The sequence below is a fragment of the Psychrobacillus psychrotolerans genome (assembly GCF_900115805.1).
In the GTDB taxonomy this organism is placed as follows: domain Bacteria; phylum Bacillota; class Bacilli; order Bacillales_A; family Planococcaceae; genus Psychrobacillus; species Psychrobacillus psychrotolerans.
In genome coordinates this window covers 22,259-41,671 of sequence record NZ_FOXU01000013.1, presented here as the reverse complement: position 1 = coordinate 41,671, position 19,413 = coordinate 22,259, and the positions used below count along the sequence as shown (strand labels likewise).

At 37.4% G+C, this 19,413-nt stretch carries 15 protein-coding genes and 2 tRNA genes; 2 read left to right on the top strand and 15 right to left on the bottom strand.

What is annotated here, in order from left to right; all coding sequences use genetic code 11:
• Positions 1-20: 20 nt before the first annotated feature.
• The 4 genes from ftsH to BM260_RS17625 form a co-directional block, all read right to left on the bottom strand.
• Positions 21-2,021 carry an ATP-dependent zinc metalloprotease FtsH gene (ftsH, locus tag BM260_RS17640; protein ID WP_093538652.1) on the bottom strand — a complete coding sequence of 667 codons (2,001 nt, stop codon included), beginning with the start codon at positions 2,019-2,021 and terminating at the stop codon, positions 21-23.
• A 97-nt stretch (positions 2,022-2,118) separates the two neighbouring features.
• Positions 2,119-2,661, bottom strand: coding sequence for a hypoxanthine phosphoribosyltransferase (gene hpt, locus BM260_RS17635; protein ID WP_093538651.1), 543 nt, complete (start codon positions 2,659-2,661; stop codon positions 2,119-2,121).
• A 19-nt stretch (positions 2,662-2,680) separates the two neighbouring features.
• Positions 2,681-4,072, bottom strand: coding sequence for a tRNA lysidine(34) synthetase TilS (gene tilS, locus BM260_RS17630; protein WP_093538650.1), 1,392 nt, complete (start codon positions 4,070-4,072; stop codon positions 2,681-2,683).
• 379 nt (positions 4,073-4,451) lie between these two features.
• On the bottom strand, positions 4,452-6,824 hold the full coding sequence (locus tag BM260_RS17625; protein ID WP_093538649.1) for a SpoIIE family protein phosphatase: 2,373 nt from the start codon (positions 6,822-6,824) through the stop codon (positions 4,452-4,454).
• A gap of 226 nt (positions 6,825-7,050) precedes the next feature.
• Here BM260_RS17625 and BM260_RS17620 point away from each other — a divergent pair.
• Positions 7,051-7,124, top strand: a tRNA-Met gene (locus BM260_RS17620).
• Positions 7,125-7,132: 8 nt separating this feature from the next.
• Positions 7,133-7,204, top strand: a tRNA-Glu gene (locus tag BM260_RS17615).
• Between the two features lie 113 nt (positions 7,205-7,317).
• Here BM260_RS17615 and BM260_RS17610 read toward each other — a convergent pair.
• The 11 genes from BM260_RS17610 to mfd all read right to left on the bottom strand — a co-directional run bounded on the left by BM260_RS17610 (position 7,318) and on the right by mfd (position 19,389).
• Entirely contained in the window at positions 7,318-7,767 is a 450-nt protein-coding gene (locus tag BM260_RS17610; RefSeq protein WP_093538648.1) for a DinB family protein, read from the bottom strand.
• Between the two features lie 26 nt (positions 7,768-7,793).
• Positions 7,794-8,999: an EAL domain-containing protein gene (locus tag BM260_RS17605; RefSeq protein WP_093538647.1), complete on the bottom strand. Its 1,206-nt coding sequence runs from the start codon at positions 8,997-8,999 to the stop codon at positions 7,794-7,796.
• A gap of 163 nt (positions 9,000-9,162) precedes the next feature.
• The gene (locus BM260_RS17600) at positions 9,163-9,597 is read right to left on the bottom strand and encodes a S1 domain-containing RNA-binding protein (RefSeq protein ID WP_093496479.1); all 435 of its coding nucleotides are present in this window, start codon (positions 9,595-9,597) and stop codon (positions 9,163-9,165) included.
• Positions 9,598-9,736: 139 nt separating this feature from the next.
• Positions 9,737-10,132, bottom strand: a complete 396-nt coding sequence (locus BM260_RS17595; RefSeq protein WP_093538646.1) for an FtsB family cell division protein — start codon at positions 10,130-10,132, stop codon at positions 9,737-9,739.
• Positions 10,133-10,151: 19 nt separating this feature from the next.
• Positions 10,152-10,655 (bottom strand): spore cortex biosynthesis protein YabQ, encoded by a 504-nt coding sequence (yabQ, locus tag BM260_RS17590; protein ID WP_093538645.1) that lies wholly within the window; start codon positions 10,653-10,655, stop codon positions 10,152-10,154.
• Positions 10,652-10,954, bottom strand: coding sequence for a sporulation protein YabP (yabP, locus tag BM260_RS17585; protein WP_093538644.1), 303 nt, complete (start codon positions 10,952-10,954; stop codon positions 10,652-10,654). The genes yabQ and yabP overlap by 4 nt, the downstream gene beginning before the upstream one ends.
• An 819-nt stretch (positions 10,955-11,773) precedes the next feature.
• Positions 11,774-12,064 (bottom strand): RNA-binding S4 domain-containing protein, encoded by a 291-nt coding sequence (locus BM260_RS17580; RefSeq protein WP_093538643.1) that lies wholly within the window; start codon positions 12,062-12,064, stop codon positions 11,774-11,776.
• A 4-nt stretch (positions 12,065-12,068) separates the two neighbouring features.
• Positions 12,069-13,529 carry a bifunctional methyltransferase/pyrophosphohydrolase YabN gene (yabN, locus tag BM260_RS17575; RefSeq protein WP_093538642.1) on the bottom strand — a complete coding sequence of 487 codons (1,461 nt, stop codon included), beginning with the start codon at positions 13,527-13,529 and terminating at the stop codon, positions 12,069-12,071.
• A 13-nt stretch (positions 13,530-13,542) separates the two neighbouring features.
• Positions 13,543-15,153 carry a putative polysaccharide biosynthesis protein gene (locus BM260_RS17570; protein WP_093538672.1) on the bottom strand — a complete coding sequence of 537 codons (1,611 nt, stop codon included), beginning with the start codon at positions 15,151-15,153 and terminating at the stop codon, positions 13,543-13,545.
• A 79-nt stretch (positions 15,154-15,232) separates the two neighbouring features.
• Positions 15,233-15,769, bottom strand: a complete 537-nt coding sequence (gene spoVT / locus BM260_RS17565) for a stage V sporulation protein T (RefSeq protein WP_093538671.1) — start codon at positions 15,767-15,769, stop codon at positions 15,233-15,235.
• An 86-nt stretch (positions 15,770-15,855) separates the two neighbouring features.
• Complete coding sequence (gene mfd / locus BM260_RS17560) at positions 15,856-19,389, bottom strand: transcription-repair coupling factor (protein ID WP_093538641.1); 3,534 nt, start codon at positions 19,387-19,389, stop codon at positions 15,856-15,858.
• Positions 19,390-19,413: the final 24 nt, after the last annotated feature.

The following is a 19,413-nucleotide window of genomic DNA, read 5'->3' as shown; positions in this document are numbered from 1 at the left end:
AATCAGCTTTTTCTTATCTATTAATCTCTACGTTCTTCTTGAACTGGGCTTTCTGTTTCTTTTAGTGAACCCTCTTCTTTTGGTAAATCACTAATAGATGGATCCGCAGGTGCACCTACTGCATCCGATACTTCTTCTTTCTTCAGCTCAATAGCAGCTTTTTGATCTATCTCATCATATGAGCGTTCAGGGAGGGTACCATGCTCTTGTAAATGCATTATTTGAGCAGCATCTAGTGTTTCTACCTCTAGTAACGTTTTTGCGATTAATGTTAATAATTCACGTTTTTCCGTTAATATTTGTTTCGTACGAGTATACTGATCTTTAATCATTATTTGCATTTCTTGATCTATTTCATAAGCAATTGCATCCGAATAGTTTTGTTCAGAGTTAAAATCACGACCTAAGAAGACGTTGCCTCCTTGTGCTTGACCGAATTGCATTGGCCCTAGCTTGTCACTCATCCCATATTCTGTAACCATTTTTCTAGCAATACCTGTTGCGCGTTGGAAGTCATTATGTGCTCCGGTAGAAACTTCACCGAAAATAATATCCTCTGCTACACGACCACCAAGCAAACCAGCAATCTTATCTAGTAATTCCGGTTTTGTCATGAAATAACGATCTTCTCTAGGAAGCATAACTGCATATCCACCTGCTTGACCACGAGGAACGATTGTTACTTTATGAACGATATCTGCATCATCTAAAGTTAAACCAACAACCACATGCCCTGCTTCATGGTATGCAACAATATTTCTTTCTTTTTCAGAAATGACTTTTCCAGCTTTTGCCGGACCTGCAATAACACGGTCAGTCGCTTCATCTATATCTCGCATATCGACTTTTTTCTTATCACGTCTAGCTGCTACTAAAGCTGCTTCGTTTAATAAGTTTTCTAAGTCTGCTCCAGAGAATCCTGGTGTACGCTGTGCAATCGCTTTTAAGTCAACTGATTCATCAAGTGGCTTATTACGAGCATGTACTTGAAGTACCGCCTCACGACCTTTAACGTCTGGACGACCTACAGTAATTTGACGGTCAAAACGACCTGGACGAAGAAGTGCTGGGTCTAATACGTCTGGTCTATTTGTTGCAGCAATGATAATAATACCTTCGTTTGCACCGAAACCATCCATTTCAACAAGTAGTTGGTTTAGTGTTTGCTCACGTTCATCGTGACCTCCACCAAGTCCAGCTCCACGTTGACGACCTACTGCATCAATCTCATCTATAAAGATAATACATGGTGCATTTTTCTTAGCGTTTTCAAACAAATCACGTACTCGGGAAGCCCCTACTCCAACAAACATTTCAACGAAATCCGATCCACTAATAGAGAAGAAAGGCACGCCAGATTCACCCGCAACTGCACGAGCAAGTAATGTTTTACCAGTACCCGGAGGACCTACTAATAGAATCCCTTTAGGTATACGAGCTCCAATTTCCACGAATTTGCGTGGATCTTTTAAGAAATCTACTACTTCAACTAGTTCAGCTTTTTCTTCATCTGCACCAGCAACATCATTAAATCTAACTTTTTTCTTATCATTATCGTATAACTTCGCTTTACTCTTACCGAAGTTCATCACACGGTTACCACCGCCTTGTGATTGGCTTAATAAGAAGAAGAATAAAATGATAATAATTAAGAACGGCAATAATCCAGTGAAGAATTGAACCCAACCACTTGTTTTAGGAGTTTCTTTATATTCCACAGGCACTGAATTGGATGTTGCCAATGTATAAATTTTTGTTTGTAAATCTTCGCTATTATATGGGAGAATCGCTAAATATTTTTCTCCTTTTTTATAGCCTTTCATTTCACCTTCAGCGTAATATACACCTGATTCAGGTTGTAATGTAACACTTGTTACTTCTCCTTTTTCCAGAGAAGTCATAAACTCGTTAAACTTAATATTTTTAGTAGTCGTATTGCTCGTGTTGAATGTAGCAAAAATCCCAACGATTACAAAGAATATTAATAAGTATAATATGGCGTAGCGCAATGCTCGATTCATTCCCAGCCTCCTCACAAGGTAAACAGAAAAACTAATGATTATCTTATCATACGAATTTTTGGACGTACAATGAAAAGCCTTTTAACTAGGCTTAAAACTAAAAACTGTAAACTTCTTTCTTCAATACACCTACATATGGTAAGTTACGATACTTTTCTGCATAATCTAATCCGTATCCAACCACAAATGCATCTGGAACTTCAAAGCCTACAAAGTCTGCTTTTAAGTCTACTTTTCTACCAGTTGGTTTGTCTAACAAAGTAACAATTTTAATGGATTTTGCTTTACGATATTTGAAAAGGTCCACTAAGTAACTTAATGTCATCCCGCTATCGATTATGTCTTCGATTATTAAAATATCTCTTCCTTCCACACTTGTGTTCAAATCTTTTACGATTTTAACCTCTCCAGAAGAAACTGTTGCATTGCCATAACTTGATACATCCATATAATCCATTTCAATGTATGTATCCACACGTTTCATCAAATCAGACATGAAAGGCATTGCACCTTTTAAAATTCCAATTGCAAGTGGGTATTGATCCTTGTACTCTTCAGTTAATAAGGCTCCCAATTCACGTGTTTTTTGATTGATTTGTTCCTCAGATAACAGAACTTCTAAAATATCCTTTTCTAACATCGTTAAATCCTCCTATGGCTTAATATCTCTTCACGTATAATACAAAATTTTGCGTAGTTCTATTCTTTTCAAGTTGCTGCCCGCAACGAAGACCTATTACAGCCATTATATCATTTTTAGCTGATATAAGTATTGGCCAACCCTCTCGTTTTTCACTCGAAATTTTTTCATCAATAAACAATCGTGAAACTTTTTTTGGAGTAGACATCCCTTTTAAATGTATTCGATCTCCTTCTATCCTCGTTCGTATAGAAAGAGGTAATGAATCACTGTCCAATTGGATAAACCACTTTTCATCGGAAGGAATCTGCTCGTTTAAGTTTCTAGTCAAGTATATCGAATAACCAGTGCCAACTTCTACCCAACAGTCTTCATCAATTATTTGACTTTGAATTGGTAGAGATTTTAGGGGAGTGGAGGAAAACTGGATTTGACTGTAATGACGTATGAAGGAAAAATCTTTTGGTAAATGAATCACTGTATTCCCATCCTGCTCATTACAAGCAGTTAAAATAGATTCAATTAAGCGATTATTTAATAGCGCACTAGAGCTATCATACAGATACTTTAATAGTATTAGAATCACTCTTCTTTGTAAAGCAACTGGAATTTCCCTAAACTGCATTGAATCCATAAAAAAGCTCGATTCACTTTTAACTGTCACAAGCTGGTCAAACTTCTCTTTTGCAAGTGTCTGTAAAAAGTGGTCATCTTGTTGTTGTTTTTCTACGAACGTCCGGATACTATCGGCCACATGTACATTTTCTTGACGCAAAAGAGGTACAACAGTATGGCGTAAACGATTTCTTGTATATGTATGTTTATCGTTACTGGGGTCATGTCTAAATGCTTGTTTTTGAAACTGAACATAATCCAAAATCTCATCCTTCGTTACACATAGGAATGGACGAATGATGCTACCGTTTGAAAAAGGTCTTGTTATCGGTATTCCTGTAAGAGAAGATGCCAACGTCCCTCTTACCAATGACATTATTATTGTTTCTATCTGGTCATCTGCATGGTGACCGAATACTAGCTTATCAAAGTTTTCTTGTTTCATAACAGTATCAAAGTAAGCATACCTTTCTTCTCTGCATATCACCTGAACATTTCCACCTTCTGCCTCGACTCTAGAAGGCACTTCCAGTGTAGTACCATAAAAAGAAATGTCTAATCGAATAGCTAATTGTTCAACAAAGTGCATATCTTCTGCCGACTCTGCCCCTCGAAGCTGGTGATCCGTATGAACAATACCCAGCTGTAAATTATATAACTTCTTAAGTTCATGAAAGGTAAGCACCGCAGCAACCGAGTCTGCTCCTCCAGAACAAGCTAGAAGAAGACGATCACCCCTTTGTATTAGCTGGTACTTATCTATATATTTTTTTACTTTTAAAATGAAAGGATGCATTTTTCCACCTCTATTATTGGTCCCTCTCCTAGTGAATACCCGACCTGACGGGTCCGCACGATGAGGGTTATGCAGTCTAGGACACGATGTCGCATCCTAGACTACCCTTCCCTATAGGAGCTTTCGCTTTTCTATTCTGTCTAGCTACAGCGCCTTGCCCTTCGGGTCACTTCAGAATTTCGAGAAAGGCAAGGTCGCCTTTCCACGAAATTCTTCCAGTGCCTGCCAGGGCAGACATAGGCGCTTTCGCTTTTCTATTCTGTCTAGCTACAGGTGCCAGCCTCTCGAGTCGCTTCAGACAAACGGTTAAGGCAAAGTACGCCTTTACCGTTTGTCTTCCAGCGCTTGTCGAGGCTTACGGGCACCTTTCGCTTTTCTATTAGTGTACCATTCTTTCTTGGTGTTTGGCTGTTTGGCGTGGTGTGAATAGGGACCATTCTGGTACTACATGCTCTACATGCATGAAAATAACTGTGCGGTCGTCTCCTGGTAGTGAGTAAGTTTGTTCTAACATTTTCACAAAGCGTTCTGCATTCATGGTTGGGTCTTGTAGTATTTTTTGATAATATTGCTCCTGTTTTTCGACAGTCGTGTTTCCTGAAAATACACCGTCTGAGAGCATAACCAATACATCTCCGTCTTTTATGTCCATTTTTCTGGCTTCTATTGAGAAAGTAGGTAGGAATCCGAATGGGACATGTTTGCTTTCTATTTTTCTCATTTCATTTCCGCGAATTAGATATGTCGACATACTTCCGGCCTTCCAAGACCACAATTCTCCTTTTTGCAGATCTATCAATGCAAGGTCTACAGTTGCATAGCTATCATTGTCATTTTGTAGACTCATCATGTAGTGCAGTGTATGCATGGTTGTTTCTGGATCCATTTTTTTATTTAAACACTCCCTCATGAACTGCATGACACGTCTACTTTCTCTATGCGCCTCTAAATCATTCCCCATTCCATCTGATAAAATAACTGCCATCAATCCTGGATGCAATGGGAATACTGCATGGGCATCCCCCGAATAGATGGTGTTTTTACTTGATGATGTATACACATCATGTGTAAGTTGAAAACGAACAGACGATTTGCACGTTAATTGAATATGCTCGTATGGGTGATGGATTTCTTTCATAGCTGTAATTTCAAACGGTTCGTTCAACAGGTCATATAATAATGGAACAATTAAACGTTCCCCTACCATTTTTGCTCTTGCTTCAATTGGTAAACAACAAACAATCTCCATTTGTCCTATCTCAATATTCAACACATCTATTTGGAAGAAGGGAATATTTGCTTGTTGGAACTTTTCTTTAATCACTTCTTCATGAGAAGAATACATAGTTATATTGTTTTCTAAATTGCTCATCAACCCACTCATGTGATTGCCCATGTCTTTCAATTTGAGCGCAAACATCTTCTTTCCATGCTGTAATTCATACGTGAGCTGTTGCTTAGCTTCTTTTTCCTTCAGCTCATGCATCACTTGTATTGGTTTTACGCATTTATATTGAATTCGATTCTCTGTTTGCATTCTAGACTTTTTAGGTTGGTCTTCCCATTCCTTTATCAATACAGGCATACCATTGGATTTTTCTCCCCAACATTTTTCATATTGAAAGCATGAACGACAAATTGGAAGTGGCACTGTTTTTTCATCCTTTCTCAGCGCCTTCGAATCAAATTTCTCCGATATAAACCGAGTGATAAAGTCGACAAAATGCTGAAACTCTTGAAGCTGATGATTTACTTTTTCTGTCATCCACTTTTGTCTTCTTAAAAGAACACTTGTTGTATCAGGATACAATTGATCTTTCAATTGCTTAATCCACGCAGAAGGAACCATAAAGAATAATAGAGAGGCAATGACAAGTGATCCTATATATACAGAATCTAAAGGTAAGGTGCGATCATATAATATAAAGAAAAATGTAGCACCGAGCATACTAAACGCTTGCCACAGTCTCCCAAAAGGCTTATGAAGTCCTGCCAAGAAGCCAGTTACCGCGTAGACAGCAATCATACCGCTAAAGCTAAGCTTGGAAATACTTAATATTGTTCCAGAAAGTACGGCTACTACCGTTGCCAGTTGGACTCCTCCGATTGCCGCTGATACCGCTATGACCAAATGAGCCGCCATTAACGGAATTGATACGTAACCAAATATATACGAAGACATTCCAGTCAAGACAAGTGCTCCTATAAGTAATGCAGCACCCATTCTTTCTCCTGTCCACCTTTTGTGCAATAGGTCCGGAAAGGGAAGAAATAACTGAAACAAAAATATGGTCATAAATAGACTTAGTATGCCTTCATATCCAATGGCTAGCCAGATTGAAACTGGAATCTCTCCCCCATAAGAAACGAACTGCCACACAATTTGTATACATACGACATCTATTAGCACATATAAAGGTAGTGGGATCTTCCTAATAAATCGATTTTGATAAAACGGAAATAATAATGCCTGCATAGCATGAATAATTACTTGTCCAAATCCGAGAGTAAAGCTTCCTAGAATAGCACCTGCAACTGTCCAAGGTACGAAACGTTGAAACCTCAGATTAACCAGTGCCCAAAGAGGAAGGAAAAATGGAACCGAGGCCTCGAACAATACAACTTGTGCTAGAAAAAATGATAGAAGTAGAAAAATGATAGAAAAGAAAAGCGTTACTCTCTTGGCTTTGAAACCCTCCATAATCTTTCTTATCGATATACCGCGTTTTTGTTCCTGTTCGTAAACCTTCAAAGCGAATACCTCCTATTCAACTATTGATGGAAGTATACCTAGTATTACTACAAAAAGTATGTCTGTTTCTGACGTGAACTTAAAATAACTTTTCGACTTCATCAGCTAATAAATTAAATGATTTGAATATTCGCAACAAACTTTCTTTTAATCTTTTTAAAATTCTCTTAAAGAAGCATTGACACTTTGGCAAAACGCTTGTAATATATAATTTGTTCGTTAAAACGGCGGCCTAGCTCAGCTGGCTAGAGCGTACGGTTCATACCCGTGAGGTCGGGGGTTCGATCCCCTCGGCCGCCATATTTTACGGCCCCTTGGTCAAGCGGTTAAGACACCGCCCTTTCACGGCGGTAACACGGGTTCGAATCCCGTAGGGGTCATCTCAAAAAGCAGTTCCTAAGAATTTTAGGAACTGCTTTTTTATGTTGAAAAGTATGCAATTTGTCGAAGTTGTTTAAAAAGATTCCTTTTAACCTTACAAATGCAAGACCCTTCATAGAGCCGAGATTTGTTTTCTATGGTGCGCATCATGCTCCAAAAAGTCTGTGAAATAACTACGAACAGTACACTCACTATTACCAATATAAAAAACTTTGTTCCAATCTATTTCATCAATTTGCTGAAGTTTTTCGATAATTTTTTGACGTTGTTTTTTGGCATAAGAAAGGGTTTCTTTAAATGTTTGTTCATGAGCAAGGGCTGCGGCTTTTGCGTTAAATGCTTCAAAATCAGGATACCCTTCACACCTTTCCCCTTCTTTCATATTTGGTAGGCGCTGTTCCACAGTAAATCGGTCCCATTCTGCAAGATGCATCACTATTTCATTTGGGGACCACTTTCCGTTCGTATATGGTGCAGTTGCTCTTATTTCGTCTAATATATATAAAGAATCTAGCCAATTGATATATTCATTATAAGATTTTAATAGTTCCTCTTTCGTCACAAGCTTAGCCCCCATTATTTATGAGTTTACCTAAAAATATTATATTTAAATAAATAGTCGTATGAGATATCAATAAACAAATATTCCCTATCGTTAAGTGGAATGGAGAATGTACGCATCATTTCTCCTGTTTCAATGTCGCTATACATGTCCGAAAATACACCACTTTGGTCATTACGCATTTTTATAATTGTTTTTAAGAAGTATGGACGCCAACTCCAATTTTTGTTGACAGCATCCTCTTGCACTGTCCACTTTTTGTCGACTTGCATAATATTAGGGGATAGTTGAAATCCATCTTCATTACAAATATATATTCGGAATGAGCAATCATTTAACTCTTCTGCAAGTAATAAAAGCCGCTCTATATTGTCACTAGTTGGATTTATATGTCCAATTGCTGTTTCTAACATATTCTGCAAATTTTTTAATTCATTATATTTCTCTTCAAGTAATCGCTTTTCTGTTGTTATAAATTGCTGAAACTTTTCTTTAAAATGATCTTTTAACAATTCTCTTGAGACTGTATCTGCTTGAGCTGTTGCTAGATATTTCCCCTGATAATATCGTCCGCCATTTTTCCAAGCAAATTGAAGTTGGTGTACACTATCGATCCCTTCAAACAGCATATTAGCCCCTATCTTCCGAGCAAGCGATCCTAAGGATGTAAATAAGTCATTTTGCGCACTCCAAGACTCATAACTCAATTTTTCTATATTTACTTTTAATATATTTGGTGACAACATTTTTATATAATCTATATGACTTTCCGAACCTACCTGATTTATAGCTATCTTTATACCGTAAGTACGGTAATATTTCAGTATATTACTAAGTTTACCAAAATCACCTTTATAATCATGCTCTGAAAGGACTAGTACAATTCTTGAAAGATAGTCTTCTGAGACAAACTCATTAATAATATCTAAGTAACTCTCTCCATAGTCTAGTATTAGTAAATTCGCGTTGCACGGCAAGTATATATCATAGTCATTAGTCTTTTCCATTAACTCTGATAGAGCTAAGCGCAATATTTTACGTTCAACTTCTAATCGATACTCTACCGGAATATCCTCATCATATGCAAAGGTATTTAAATTTATAAGCTGCTCTTTGTTGACTAACTTCCCTAATACTTCATACGCAATTACAATATGTTCGTCCGCACTAAAAATTGGTTGATAATATGCTTTAACATGTTCTATATTCGTTAGTACATCCATTGCATCCATCTAATAACCTCCTTGAAAGTTCAAACATATCTATGTTTTTAATGTTACCTTACTTTAAGGATATGCTTAATCTTCTATTTTGTGTACAAAAAAAAGGTGTTAGCATAGCCCAACACCTTTTCATCTATATGACATTTTTTCTACCTATAAAACAGACAGCAAATTATCCTCTTTTAGCGCCTCTGCCACCGCGCTTAGATTCTGTCGCGCGCTTCAACGTAGACAAACGATCTTCGCTATCCTTCAAGAATCTAGTCATTTTTTGCTCAAAATTCTCTTTCATTGGACGATCGCGATCATTTGGACGATTATTACCACCACGTGGACGTTGAGGACGTTCGGGTCTCTCTGGTCTTTCCGCTTGAGGCTTTGCTTTTCGAATAGATAATCCGATTTTGCCATCCGCTTCAACATTCATCACTTTAACTTCAACCACATCTCCAACCTTCAGATGCTCATTAATATCTTTTACATAATTGTCCGCCACTTCACTAATGTGAACAAGACCTGTTGAGCCTCCTGGTAGTTCGACGAATGCTCCGAAATTTGTGATTCCTGTTACTTTACCTTCTACCTTGCTGCCTACTTCAATTGACATAAAAAAAATGCTCCTCCTTAAAATTTAAGCGACTCTTTTTTCGAACTTATACGCTTTTCCGTACAAATCCCTACCTTTATTATAGCTAACAAAAAAAGAGTGTCAATAAGACTACTCTTTTGCTTTTGTTTTTTTAAAGTTATTTTTCTTCTTTTCCAGGCAAAGTGAATATTATTTCACCCTCCTCAGAAAGGAAATATTGCTTTCTTAATAGTTTGCCAATGTACTCATCATCGTTAAGTTTTGAAATTTGCACTTTAAGAATTTCTTGCTCTTCCTTAACTTGTTCCAACTCCTGAGCCACTTGCTCTTTTTGTAATTGTTTTTCTTCATATGCACTTTTGCTATTCAATAGGGTAGATACTAATAATCCAACTAAAGCAAAAGATAAAATTGTAAATAATACTAATCGTCTAGCTAAACGAACCTTTTTTGCTTTGATCCGATTTTCTTGGCGTTCGATAGAGCGAACATAATCAGTATTAATCGATGCAATTTGTTTCCGTGTAGGTATGTTTCTTTGCTTCTCTCCCATTTTGCCCTCTCCTATCAAACTATTTCAATTTTTTTGTGTACTTTCTATTATAACGGAAGTTTGGCTTTTTCTGAAGGGCCAAATGCCACGTTTTTCGAAATATATATTGAAATGGTTTTAAGATGAAGGAGATGAGCATCCAAATAAGATGAATAACTTTATTAATAACTATCCAAATGAAATGAATTATCCACCAAATTGGTTGGATGATCAAACGCAAGATAATTCTACCTGTTAAACGAAACACTGGCTGAAATAATTGATCGTATAAGAGAATACCTACTATTTGTGCTAATGGGTCGTAAATTCTCCATACGCCATCCCGCACATCATAAAGTATATAAAATGAGCCTAAACCCAGTGCGATCCAAACAAATACCTCCAGCACTACACGATATTTATAAACGTAGGAACGCCTCGGGAAACTTTCCGTTATAAAGCGCGTTCCTTCGATTATTGCCCCTACCAATACCCCACTACAGACCATTAGTAATAGACTAAAGAATTGTAATGAGAGTGTCATCCGAATAATTTATGAAGTAATCCTCTAGCGCCGTCTAAACTTTGCTCATCATCATACTGCATTGCCCGAACGATTCCTTCCAAAGTTAATAATCCTTTATCAACATCAAGATGGACAATTTTTAAGTCTTCTCCTTTGATGTGAAGTATACCTTGAGAAGTTCTCACATAAAATTCTTGTTGATCAAATTTTTCAATAGATTTTACAGACGTTAAGTCCATGCGCTTACGATTTCTAAGCGAAATCAAATGGTCCCCCGATGGAATAGTAATTGTTTGATTTTCTGCTTGATATTGCATATATACTCTCTCCTCTCTTGTCCTATTTTATTGTATGCTCCAAAAAAAAAAGCATGACAAACTACCATGCTTTTTTTCACAAGAAACTATTTAATTTCTATTTGGTACTTCTCTAGATTCTAGAGTACCTGAATACTAAAGAATTAGATCTATGGAATAATAACACTACTGATTTCCGTTACAGGTGGGGTTCAAAGGCTAAGAGCGCCACTCGTGTGGCAACGCCTTCGTGACCAACATCCTGTTGGCCTCCGAGGGGTGAGCGATGAGCTATCACCGTCGCTAACGCGTCGTTTTGATATCTCATCTGACTCACTCATCCCGCCGGAGTCGCCACCTTTCACTACAATCAATTATGTGAGTAGTACATTACTATAAGATAGAGTATAGCCTATCGCTTAGATGAGAAGAGTAACCAAAGCAATTATAATAAATAACCGTCTGTTGAATTAGGAATACTATTTCATCATGAAGGATGAAGAAAGTAGATTTTCTATTATCTAGTGGAAATCTAGAGAAATAGTAAGTATATAGCCAATAGAGAAGCAAAGTAGCTCGCGAAATTGTATCTTCGCGAGCTTCCTCTTTAAGTAGGAAAGTATTTTATCTCTAGTTATCTCAAAATGCACTAACCTGTTTCTAAGAGTTATAGAAGGATGGCGGACAGACAAACGCCATAAAATTATCGATAGAAAAAGAGGCATGATGTGACTTCTGTCACAACCACCTCTTTAAAAATTCACTCGGTAATAATGTAGCGACCCGCCAGTCCAAAGCCATTCGAATACTACATAAACAGTTTTAGACAAAAATATCTAACTAATCTTCATCATCAATAAATTCTGGATCTACTTTTTCTAATCTCTCTTCTTTTATAATTGTAAACATCAATGATGCCTCTTCTTTTTTCGCAGAATCTCTAACCGCATCTACCGTTGCAGTTACTACTTTTTGACCAAATCTAATGGACAATTCATCCCCAGCTTTTACATCTGCGCTTGCTTTTGCTACTTTGCCATTAATCGTTATTCTACCTTGGTCCGCTACTTCTTTTGCTAATGTTCTACGCTTGATAAGTCTGGAAACCTTTAAGTATTTATCTAATCTCATTTCGTCACTGCCCTTCTAATTTTTTAGCTTCTTTCCAAAAGAGATCTAGCTCTTCTAAAGTATAGTGAGAAAAGTCTCCTTTTCCACTCTTCACACTTCTCTCTATAAATTGGAATCTGCTTTTAAACTTTTTATTAGCCTGAATCATTGCCTGCTCGGGAGATAAACTATAAAAACGCGCTAAATTTACAATAGTAAATAGCAAATCACCTAATTCATCTACTTGTGAATCTTTTGTACCCTCCGCTAATTCTTTCTTCCATTCGCCGAGCTCTTCCTCAAACTTTTCCCAAGCCCCTGAAACGTCTGGCCAGTCAAAACCAACCTTCGCAACTTTCTTTTGATAATTAAAAGAAGTAAGCAAGGAAGAGTCCGCTCGCATTTCTCCTTCTAATAAAGAATCACCAGAATCTCTTTTTTCTTCTGCCTTTATTTGTTGCCAATTACGGAGAACGTCTTCCGTGCTATCTACTGTTACTTCACCAAATACATGAGGGTGTCTACGAATCATTTTGTCAGAAATAGCGTTTAATACGTCTTCCATACTAAAATATCCGTTATCTTCTCCTATTTGTGCATGTAAAAACACTTGTAACAGAACGTCGCCTAATTCTTCTACAATATGATCATCGTCTTCCTCGTCAATCGCCTGTAGAAGCTCATACACCTCTTCTACAGCGTATTTCTTTAAGGTTGTATGTGTTTGTTCCTTATCCCATGGACACCCGTTAGGACCCCTTAGTTCAGAAACAATTTGACGAAGTGTTTGCCACTCTTTTAAGCGATCTTCTTTTTTATAGATTGGCGGAACGTATAATGTAGTAAGATTATCTAACTTCATCACTCGGTCCAGTTCAAATAATGGGACCTTCGTTAAACTTTCTGTAGCAGACCCTGCAGCAGTTACAATCGTTACCTCATAGTCGTCGGGATACTTTTCCATTAGAGTTAGTTTTACTTCGGAAGCACTAAATGCATCATATACTTGTCCAATTAGCACATGTGCATTCATTTGAACTTCATCACGCTTAAAGCTTGTTCCGTCTAGTAATTGAAATCCTTCAATGGGATCAATCCGTAAAGCGCCAAAAATGGGGTCTAGAAAACTTTGTCCACCTTCTATACGGATTTTAATTTTCCCTTGTTTTTCCGCTTCAATTAAGAGCTGAACTGTTTGTTCGGCAACTAATGGATGTCCAGGTACTGCATATATAACTGATTGCTCTTGTGCCAATTCTAGAAGCCGTTTTACAATTTCTTCATAGACACCTTCGAATTGATCATTATTTTCGTACACTGTATCGAAACTAGTGAAGGAAAGTCCTTCTGCTTTTAGCTCTTCTAAAACTGGGTGCTGCTCCGTCCGAACATACAAGTACTCGGCCGTTTTTAACTTTTTATATATACCTAATGGCAGCTGATCTAGGTCACCCGCTCCAAGACCAATAATCGTAATTTCATTCATATTACTCACAACCTTACTTTTCTTTATTTAACCAAAGCTGAAAAGTCGCCATTCGTCTACCAAATGGCAATAAAAACCACTCTTTCTCTGCTATCACACGATCTTTTGCTATACTTACTAAAAAAATTGCCGCACCCAACATAACTGCAGTTAACGAAATGACAACCGATTGTATTCTACTAGAAAGATTATCAAATAACACGACATCAGCCAATACTACATAAGCAACAACACACACGATCATTAATAGGGAGGCTTTTGTAATCCCTTTATAGAAAACTGCAGGGGCAAATTGGATATTCCAAGTCTTTTTAAAATAATAACACATCAACACATAGATAATCGCTAAACTAACATTACCTGAGATAGCTGCTCCTAATACTCCATAAGTGGGGACAAGTAAACTATTTAACAACCACTTACACAAAACTCCAAGCAGCAAGAAAAACGTAGGTATCTTCACCATTCCACTGCCCTGTAACATTGCCATTAATGTAAGTATTAAAGACATCCATACAATTTGAAAAGAAAAAACCATTAACGTCATAGATTCCTCTTTTGTTTGAAATAGCATCTCATTTACATATGGAAGAACAACAATTAGCCCTAGAGCTGCCGCAATTCCAAAAGTAAATGCTACTCGGTATGTTAGTTGCATGAAAGGCACTGCTGTTCTTCCCGAGTTTTTACCCATCCGGTGCGCTACCAGAGGAACGATTGCTAAAGAAAGCGTAGATGCTATGACAATACCTAATTGGACCAGTGGTTGCCCTCGGTCATAGACGCCTTTTTTCTCCATTGCCTGTTGTCTTTCCATACCACTTTCCATCAGGACTTGAAAGACTGTAAACGAATCGACTAGCTGAAACAGCAAGAATAATAGTGCACTAATACTAGCACTTAAGCTCAGTAGCGTTAAGTTCTTTATAATTGGCCACACAGGTACATTTTGCTGGGCCTTTTCAGTCTTTGTATGTTTCATCGATTTCCAATAAATAAAGGATAGTAGTACGACGCCAGCTAATTCACCTGCCACTGCACCATACATAGCCATACTTCCCGCCTTATATAGATCAAAACTTGTAGACACGATAATCCAAGTACCAAATAATATGACAAAAACGCGCACTGCCTGTTCCAACACCTGTGCATAAGCCACTGGCTGCATGCGCCCATCCGATTGAAAATCCCCTTTTAATACAGCAAGCATGGGCATTAGTAAAATGACGAAAGAACCAGCTTTTAATAACTGCGCAAGATTTGCATCACCCATAGCTTCAGCTAAGAATCCAGCTCCCATAAACAATAATATAAAAAATAAAATAGAAATAAATCCGATATAATAAAAAGCAATTTTTTTTATCCTTGGAATAGCATACTCTTTTCCAAGCGCTTTATAGTCCGATAGTATTTTAGACAGCGCAACTGCGAAACCAAACGATGTCCAAGTAGTGATAATGCCAATGAATGGATACACTTGTTGGTATATATAAAATCCTTCATCGCCTACTAAATTTTGAAAAGGCACCCGATAAACCGCACTTAGTAACTTGACGATAATAGCAGCAATCGTCAGCATAGCTGCACCCTTCATATAAGTTTTCATATTCCAGTCATTACTCATAACCAATCCTACTCCCATAATACGATAGGAATAGTATAACAAAAAAAATCTTCCTCTTTTGTAGAAGAGGAAGATTTTATTAACTTTCCATTTGTTTTGCCAAAAAGTTTGCTGCAGTTTCAATTGCTTTTAGTTCAGCTTCGCCTATAAAATGTACTTTTGAAATAATGAGTACAGCTCCAATTGGATCTCCCGAAGCAATAATCGGGGCAATACAATATGATTTTACAGTTTCAACTACTCCAGGAATCCACTCAACTGAGTTTTCATGTTTCTCCATTACGATGGAGCGCTGACCTATAATGTCTTCAATCCCAGGACTTAACCTACGATTCAAATAATCCTTCTTTGAGAGTCCCGCTGCCGCAATCATTTCGTCACGGTCACATATTAATACCGGAGTACCTAAAGTTTCATATAAGGTTTCCGCGTATTCTTTCGCAAAATCTCCAAGCTCACTAATAGGTGAATATTTTTTTAAGATTATTTCTCCTTCTCTATCCGTGAAAATTTCCAATGGATCTCCTTCTCGGATTCGAAGGGTTCGACGTATCTCTTTGGGAATTACTACTCTACCTAAATCATCAATACGACGTACGATGCCTGTTGCTTTCATGTAATATGCCTCACTTTCGACAGATTGGAAACTAAAGTTCATTTCTGCCATAGTATGCATCATGTTAGCCAAAAATATGCAAAGACCTACTTAACGTCTGCTATTTCTTTTTTAGATTCAGGCAAAAGTCTCATCATTTCTTCCAATACATCAAATGGATTAAATTTACCTGTTTTACGTTCATCAATTGTCAGTACTAAACTACCGTTATCCATATTAAAACCAACCGCACGTCCATACTTCATAGATTCTTCTACCAGTTTCGCTCCATTAATATCCCTTGTTCCTTCTGCACTTATAGAAATTGATATAACTTTGTTTACTTCCTTAATAGACACTACTCCTACTTCTATGCCCCAAATTTTCATACGTGCTATACGAAGTAATTTTTCTGCTTCGAGAGGTATATCCCCGAACCGGTCTTGGAATTCATCTAGGAGATCAAAATATTCCTCTTCTTTTTCCATTGCTTTAACACGTTTATACATTTGGATCTTTTGATATCCATCAGGAATATATTCATCGGATATATAAGCATCCGTAGATAGGACAATTTCCATATCTGGTATATCTTCTTTTTTAATACCAGTACGTTTTTCCGCAATAGCTTCTTCTAACATTTGTGTATAAAGGTCAAATCCAACTGAGTCAATAAATCCATGCTGTTGAGAGCCCAATAGGTTTCCGGCACCCCGAATAGATAGATCACGCATTGCAATTTTAAAGCCAGAACCAAGCTCTGTAAATTCTTTTACAGCCTGCAGTCGTTTTTCTGCGACATCGGTCAAAACTTTATCTCTTTGATGCATTAAATAAGCATAAGCAACACGATTAGATCGTCCTACCCGACCACGTAGTTGATATAATTGGGAAAGTCCCATTTTATCAGCGTCTTGAATAATAAGTGTATTTACATTTGGGATATCGATACCTGTTTCGATGATGGTCGTAGTAACTAAAACATCGTATTCTCCCTCTATAAAGCTAATGATAACGGACTCTAATTCCGTTTCACTCATTTGTCCATGTGCAAATCCTACCCTTGCAGTTGGAACTAACATTTGTATTTCATCGACTTTTCTCGTAATATCTTCTACTCTATTGTATAGATAAAATGCCTGTCCCCCGCGAGCAAGTTCTCTTTCAATTGATTCACGGACTAGCCCACTATTTTGCTCCATCACATAGGTTTGAACCGGGAAACGGTTTTTAGGGGGAGTTTCAATGACAGAAAGATCACGTACTCCAATCATCGACATATGTAATGTACGAGGTATAGGTGTAGCTGTTAACGTCATGACATCTACATTTGTCTTCATTTGTTTAATCCGTTCTTTATGTTTAACTCCAAATCGTTGTTCCTCATCCACAACTAAAAGACCTAGGTCGTGATACTCCACGTCTTTGGATAGAATTCTATGTGTACCTACCACTACATCTACTAGTCCTTTTTTCAACCCACTAATTGTTTCAGTTTGTTGTTTTTTGTTGCGGAAGCGGCTTAGTAGACCAACTTCAATCGGAAAATCTTGAAAACGCTCTAACATAGTCTCATAATGCTGTTGGGCCAATATAGTTGTTGGGCAGAGAAAGGCTACTTGTTTACCTTCCATGACGGCTTTAAATGCTGCTCTAATGGCAACTTCCGTTTTTCCATAACCTACGTCTCCACAAACTAGACGATCCATTGGTCTAGGTTTTTCCATATCCTTTTTCACTTCAATTATAGTACGAAGCTGATCCTCCGTTTCCTCATAAGGAAACGCTGCTTCAAAGGACTGCTGCATATCGCTATCAGGTTCAAATGCATAACCTACTTCTGCTTCCCGTTTTGCATAAAGCTTTATTAGCTCATCCGCAATATCTTGAACTGCTGCTGATACCTTTGTTTTGGTCTTCTTCCAATCTGCTCCGCCCAGCTTATGAAGTTTTGGATCTTTTTCACCAGATGCCACATACTTTTGAATAAGATCTATTTGATCAACAGGAACAAATAATTTGTCCTCTCCACGATAACGAATATGAAGATAATCTTTGTGAACTCCATTAACATGCAATGTTTCGATTCCAATATATTTCCCAATACCATGATGTATATGTACAACGTTATCTCCTGGTTTTATCTCGGAGTAACTTTTTATACGCTCCGCATTCGTTACCTTTTGAGCTCTCGTTTTTTTCTTATGCTTTTGTTTAAACAACTCAGAGTCGGTAATAACAGCTATTCTTTGTAATGGAAGTTCAAAACCAGCTTCTAAATCTCCCTCTATGATAAAAATACCAGGTGACATCATATCATTGGCTGAAGCACCCAGTTGTGAAGGAATCTCATAATCTTCTAACACTTCATGTATTTTTTGGATGCGATCTTTCCCATCCGCTAGTATAAACAAGCGGAACTTTCCTTGCGTAAATCGCTCGATTTCATTCTTCAATAAATGCATTTGTCCATGGAAGTTTTGCATTGGTTTACAAGAGAAGCTAATATTCTTTTTAATCGAAATTCCTGAAAAAGTACGAGAAAATAACGAAAAGTATAGCTTTTCGTTAGAAAACATCTGGATGATTTCTTTTAGATTAAAAGAGGGTTTTACACGGTGTACAGTTTTACCTTCTTCTAATAATGAAAGAATCCAATCATTTTCCTCTCTTTCTAAAGTCTCTGTTACTTCTTGAATTCTTCCAAGCTCATCAAATAAAACGGTTCCATTTTTGTTAAAGTAGTTCCCTAAAAAACTACTAGTCTCTTCCAGCAAGGAAACATATTTCATATATTCTTGCGGTTGTTCGCCTTGCTTTAACAACTCAATATCTTGCTGAATATTTTGGTAGAAGAGATCCCTTACTTCTGGTATTTTAACTTTTTCTAGACTTTCGGCTAATGCCTCTTCTAATTTCTCTGCTAACAGCATTTTTTTCTCTTCAGTTAACACAAATTCTGTAGCGGGTAAAATTCGTATATCTTTTCGTTTTTCCAACGAGCGTTGGTCTTCTGCAGAAAAGGTCCGAATAGAATCCACTTCTGTATCAAATAGTTCTATACGAATAGGATTTTCTAGATAAAGTGGATAAATATCGATTATTCCGCCGCGTAAAGCGAATTCTCCAGGTGCTGTCACCATAGACTGGCGTACATACCCCATATTTACAAGCCTTTGTAAAAAGGAATCTAAACTGATTTCTTCCCCTTCTGCAATCGATATGCTACTAGCTTGCCAATCTTTTTTGGAGGGCATATGTTTTTTTAACCCCGCAATAGGAACGATATAAACACCTTTATCATGTGTTAACATATGATCTATTGCTTCTAGTCTTTGTGCACGAAGTTCTGGACTGGCAACAGATATATCAGCTGCAATTAACTCATCCGCAGGATATAAACGTACATGGTCCTCCCCAATTAGTTTTACTAGATCCTCTGTTAGTTTTTGAGCATGCAAAAGGTTAGGCGTTACGATTAGTATAGCTCCCTGCCTTGTGTTATAAAGCATATTAGTAAAGACAGCTCTAGCACTAGGAGTAAGACCGGTTAGTAACTGTTGGTCTCTACCACTCTCTAATTCTTTTACTAGCTTTTGTATTTGTGTGTCTTCCATCAATAAGTTACTTAAAGGTTCCATCTGTATACCTCCAATCTAAATAGA

What these genes read in the sequence shown, in the direction of transcription:
- ftsH (WP_093538652.1), bottom strand. Translation starts at nt 2,021, where the DNA reads ATGAATCGAGCATTGCGCTACGCCATATTATACTTATTAATATTCTTT.
- hpt (WP_093538651.1), bottom strand. Translation starts at nt 2,661, where the DNA reads ATGTTAGAAAAGGATATTTTAGAAGTTCTGTTATCTGAGGAACAAATC.
- tilS (WP_093538650.1), bottom strand. Translation starts at nt 4,072, where the DNA reads ATGCATCCTTTCATTTTAAAAGTAAAAAAATATATAGATAAGTACCAG.
- BM260_RS17605 (WP_093538647.1), bottom strand. Translation starts at nt 8,999, where the DNA reads ATGGATGCAATGGATGTACTAACGAATATAGAACATGTTAAAGCATAT.
- BM260_RS17600 (WP_093496479.1), bottom strand. Translation starts at nt 9,597, where the DNA reads ATGTCAATTGAAGTAGGCAGCAAGGTAGAAGGTAAAGTAACAGGAATC.
- BM260_RS17595 (WP_093538646.1), bottom strand. Translation starts at nt 10,132, where the DNA reads ATGGGAGAGAAGCAAAGAAACATACCTACACGGAAACAAATTGCATCG.
- yabQ (WP_093538645.1), bottom strand. Translation starts at nt 10,655, where the DNA reads ATGACACTCTCATTACAATTCTTTAGTCTATTACTAATGGTCTGTAGT.
- yabP (WP_093538644.1), bottom strand. Translation starts at nt 10,954, where the DNA reads ATGCAATATCAAGCAGAAAATCAAACAATTACTATTCCATCGGGGGAC.
- BM260_RS17580 (WP_093538643.1), bottom strand. Translation starts at nt 12,064, where the DNA reads ATGAGATTAGATAAATACTTAAAGGTTTCCAGACTTATCAAGCGTAGA.
- yabN (WP_093538642.1), bottom strand. Translation starts at nt 13,529, where the DNA reads ATGAATGAAATTACGATTATTGGTCTTGGAGCGGGTGACCTAGATCAG.
- BM260_RS17570 (WP_093538672.1), bottom strand. Translation starts at nt 15,153, where the DNA reads ATGAGTAATGACTGGAATATGAAAACTTATATGAAGGGTGCAGCTATG.
- spoVT (WP_093538671.1), bottom strand. Translation starts at nt 15,769, where the DNA reads ATGAAAGCAACAGGCATCGTACGTCGTATTGATGATTTAGGTAGAGTA.
- mfd (WP_093538641.1), bottom strand. Translation starts at nt 19,389, where the DNA reads ATGGAACCTTTAAGTAACTTATTGATGGAAGACACACAAATACAAAAG.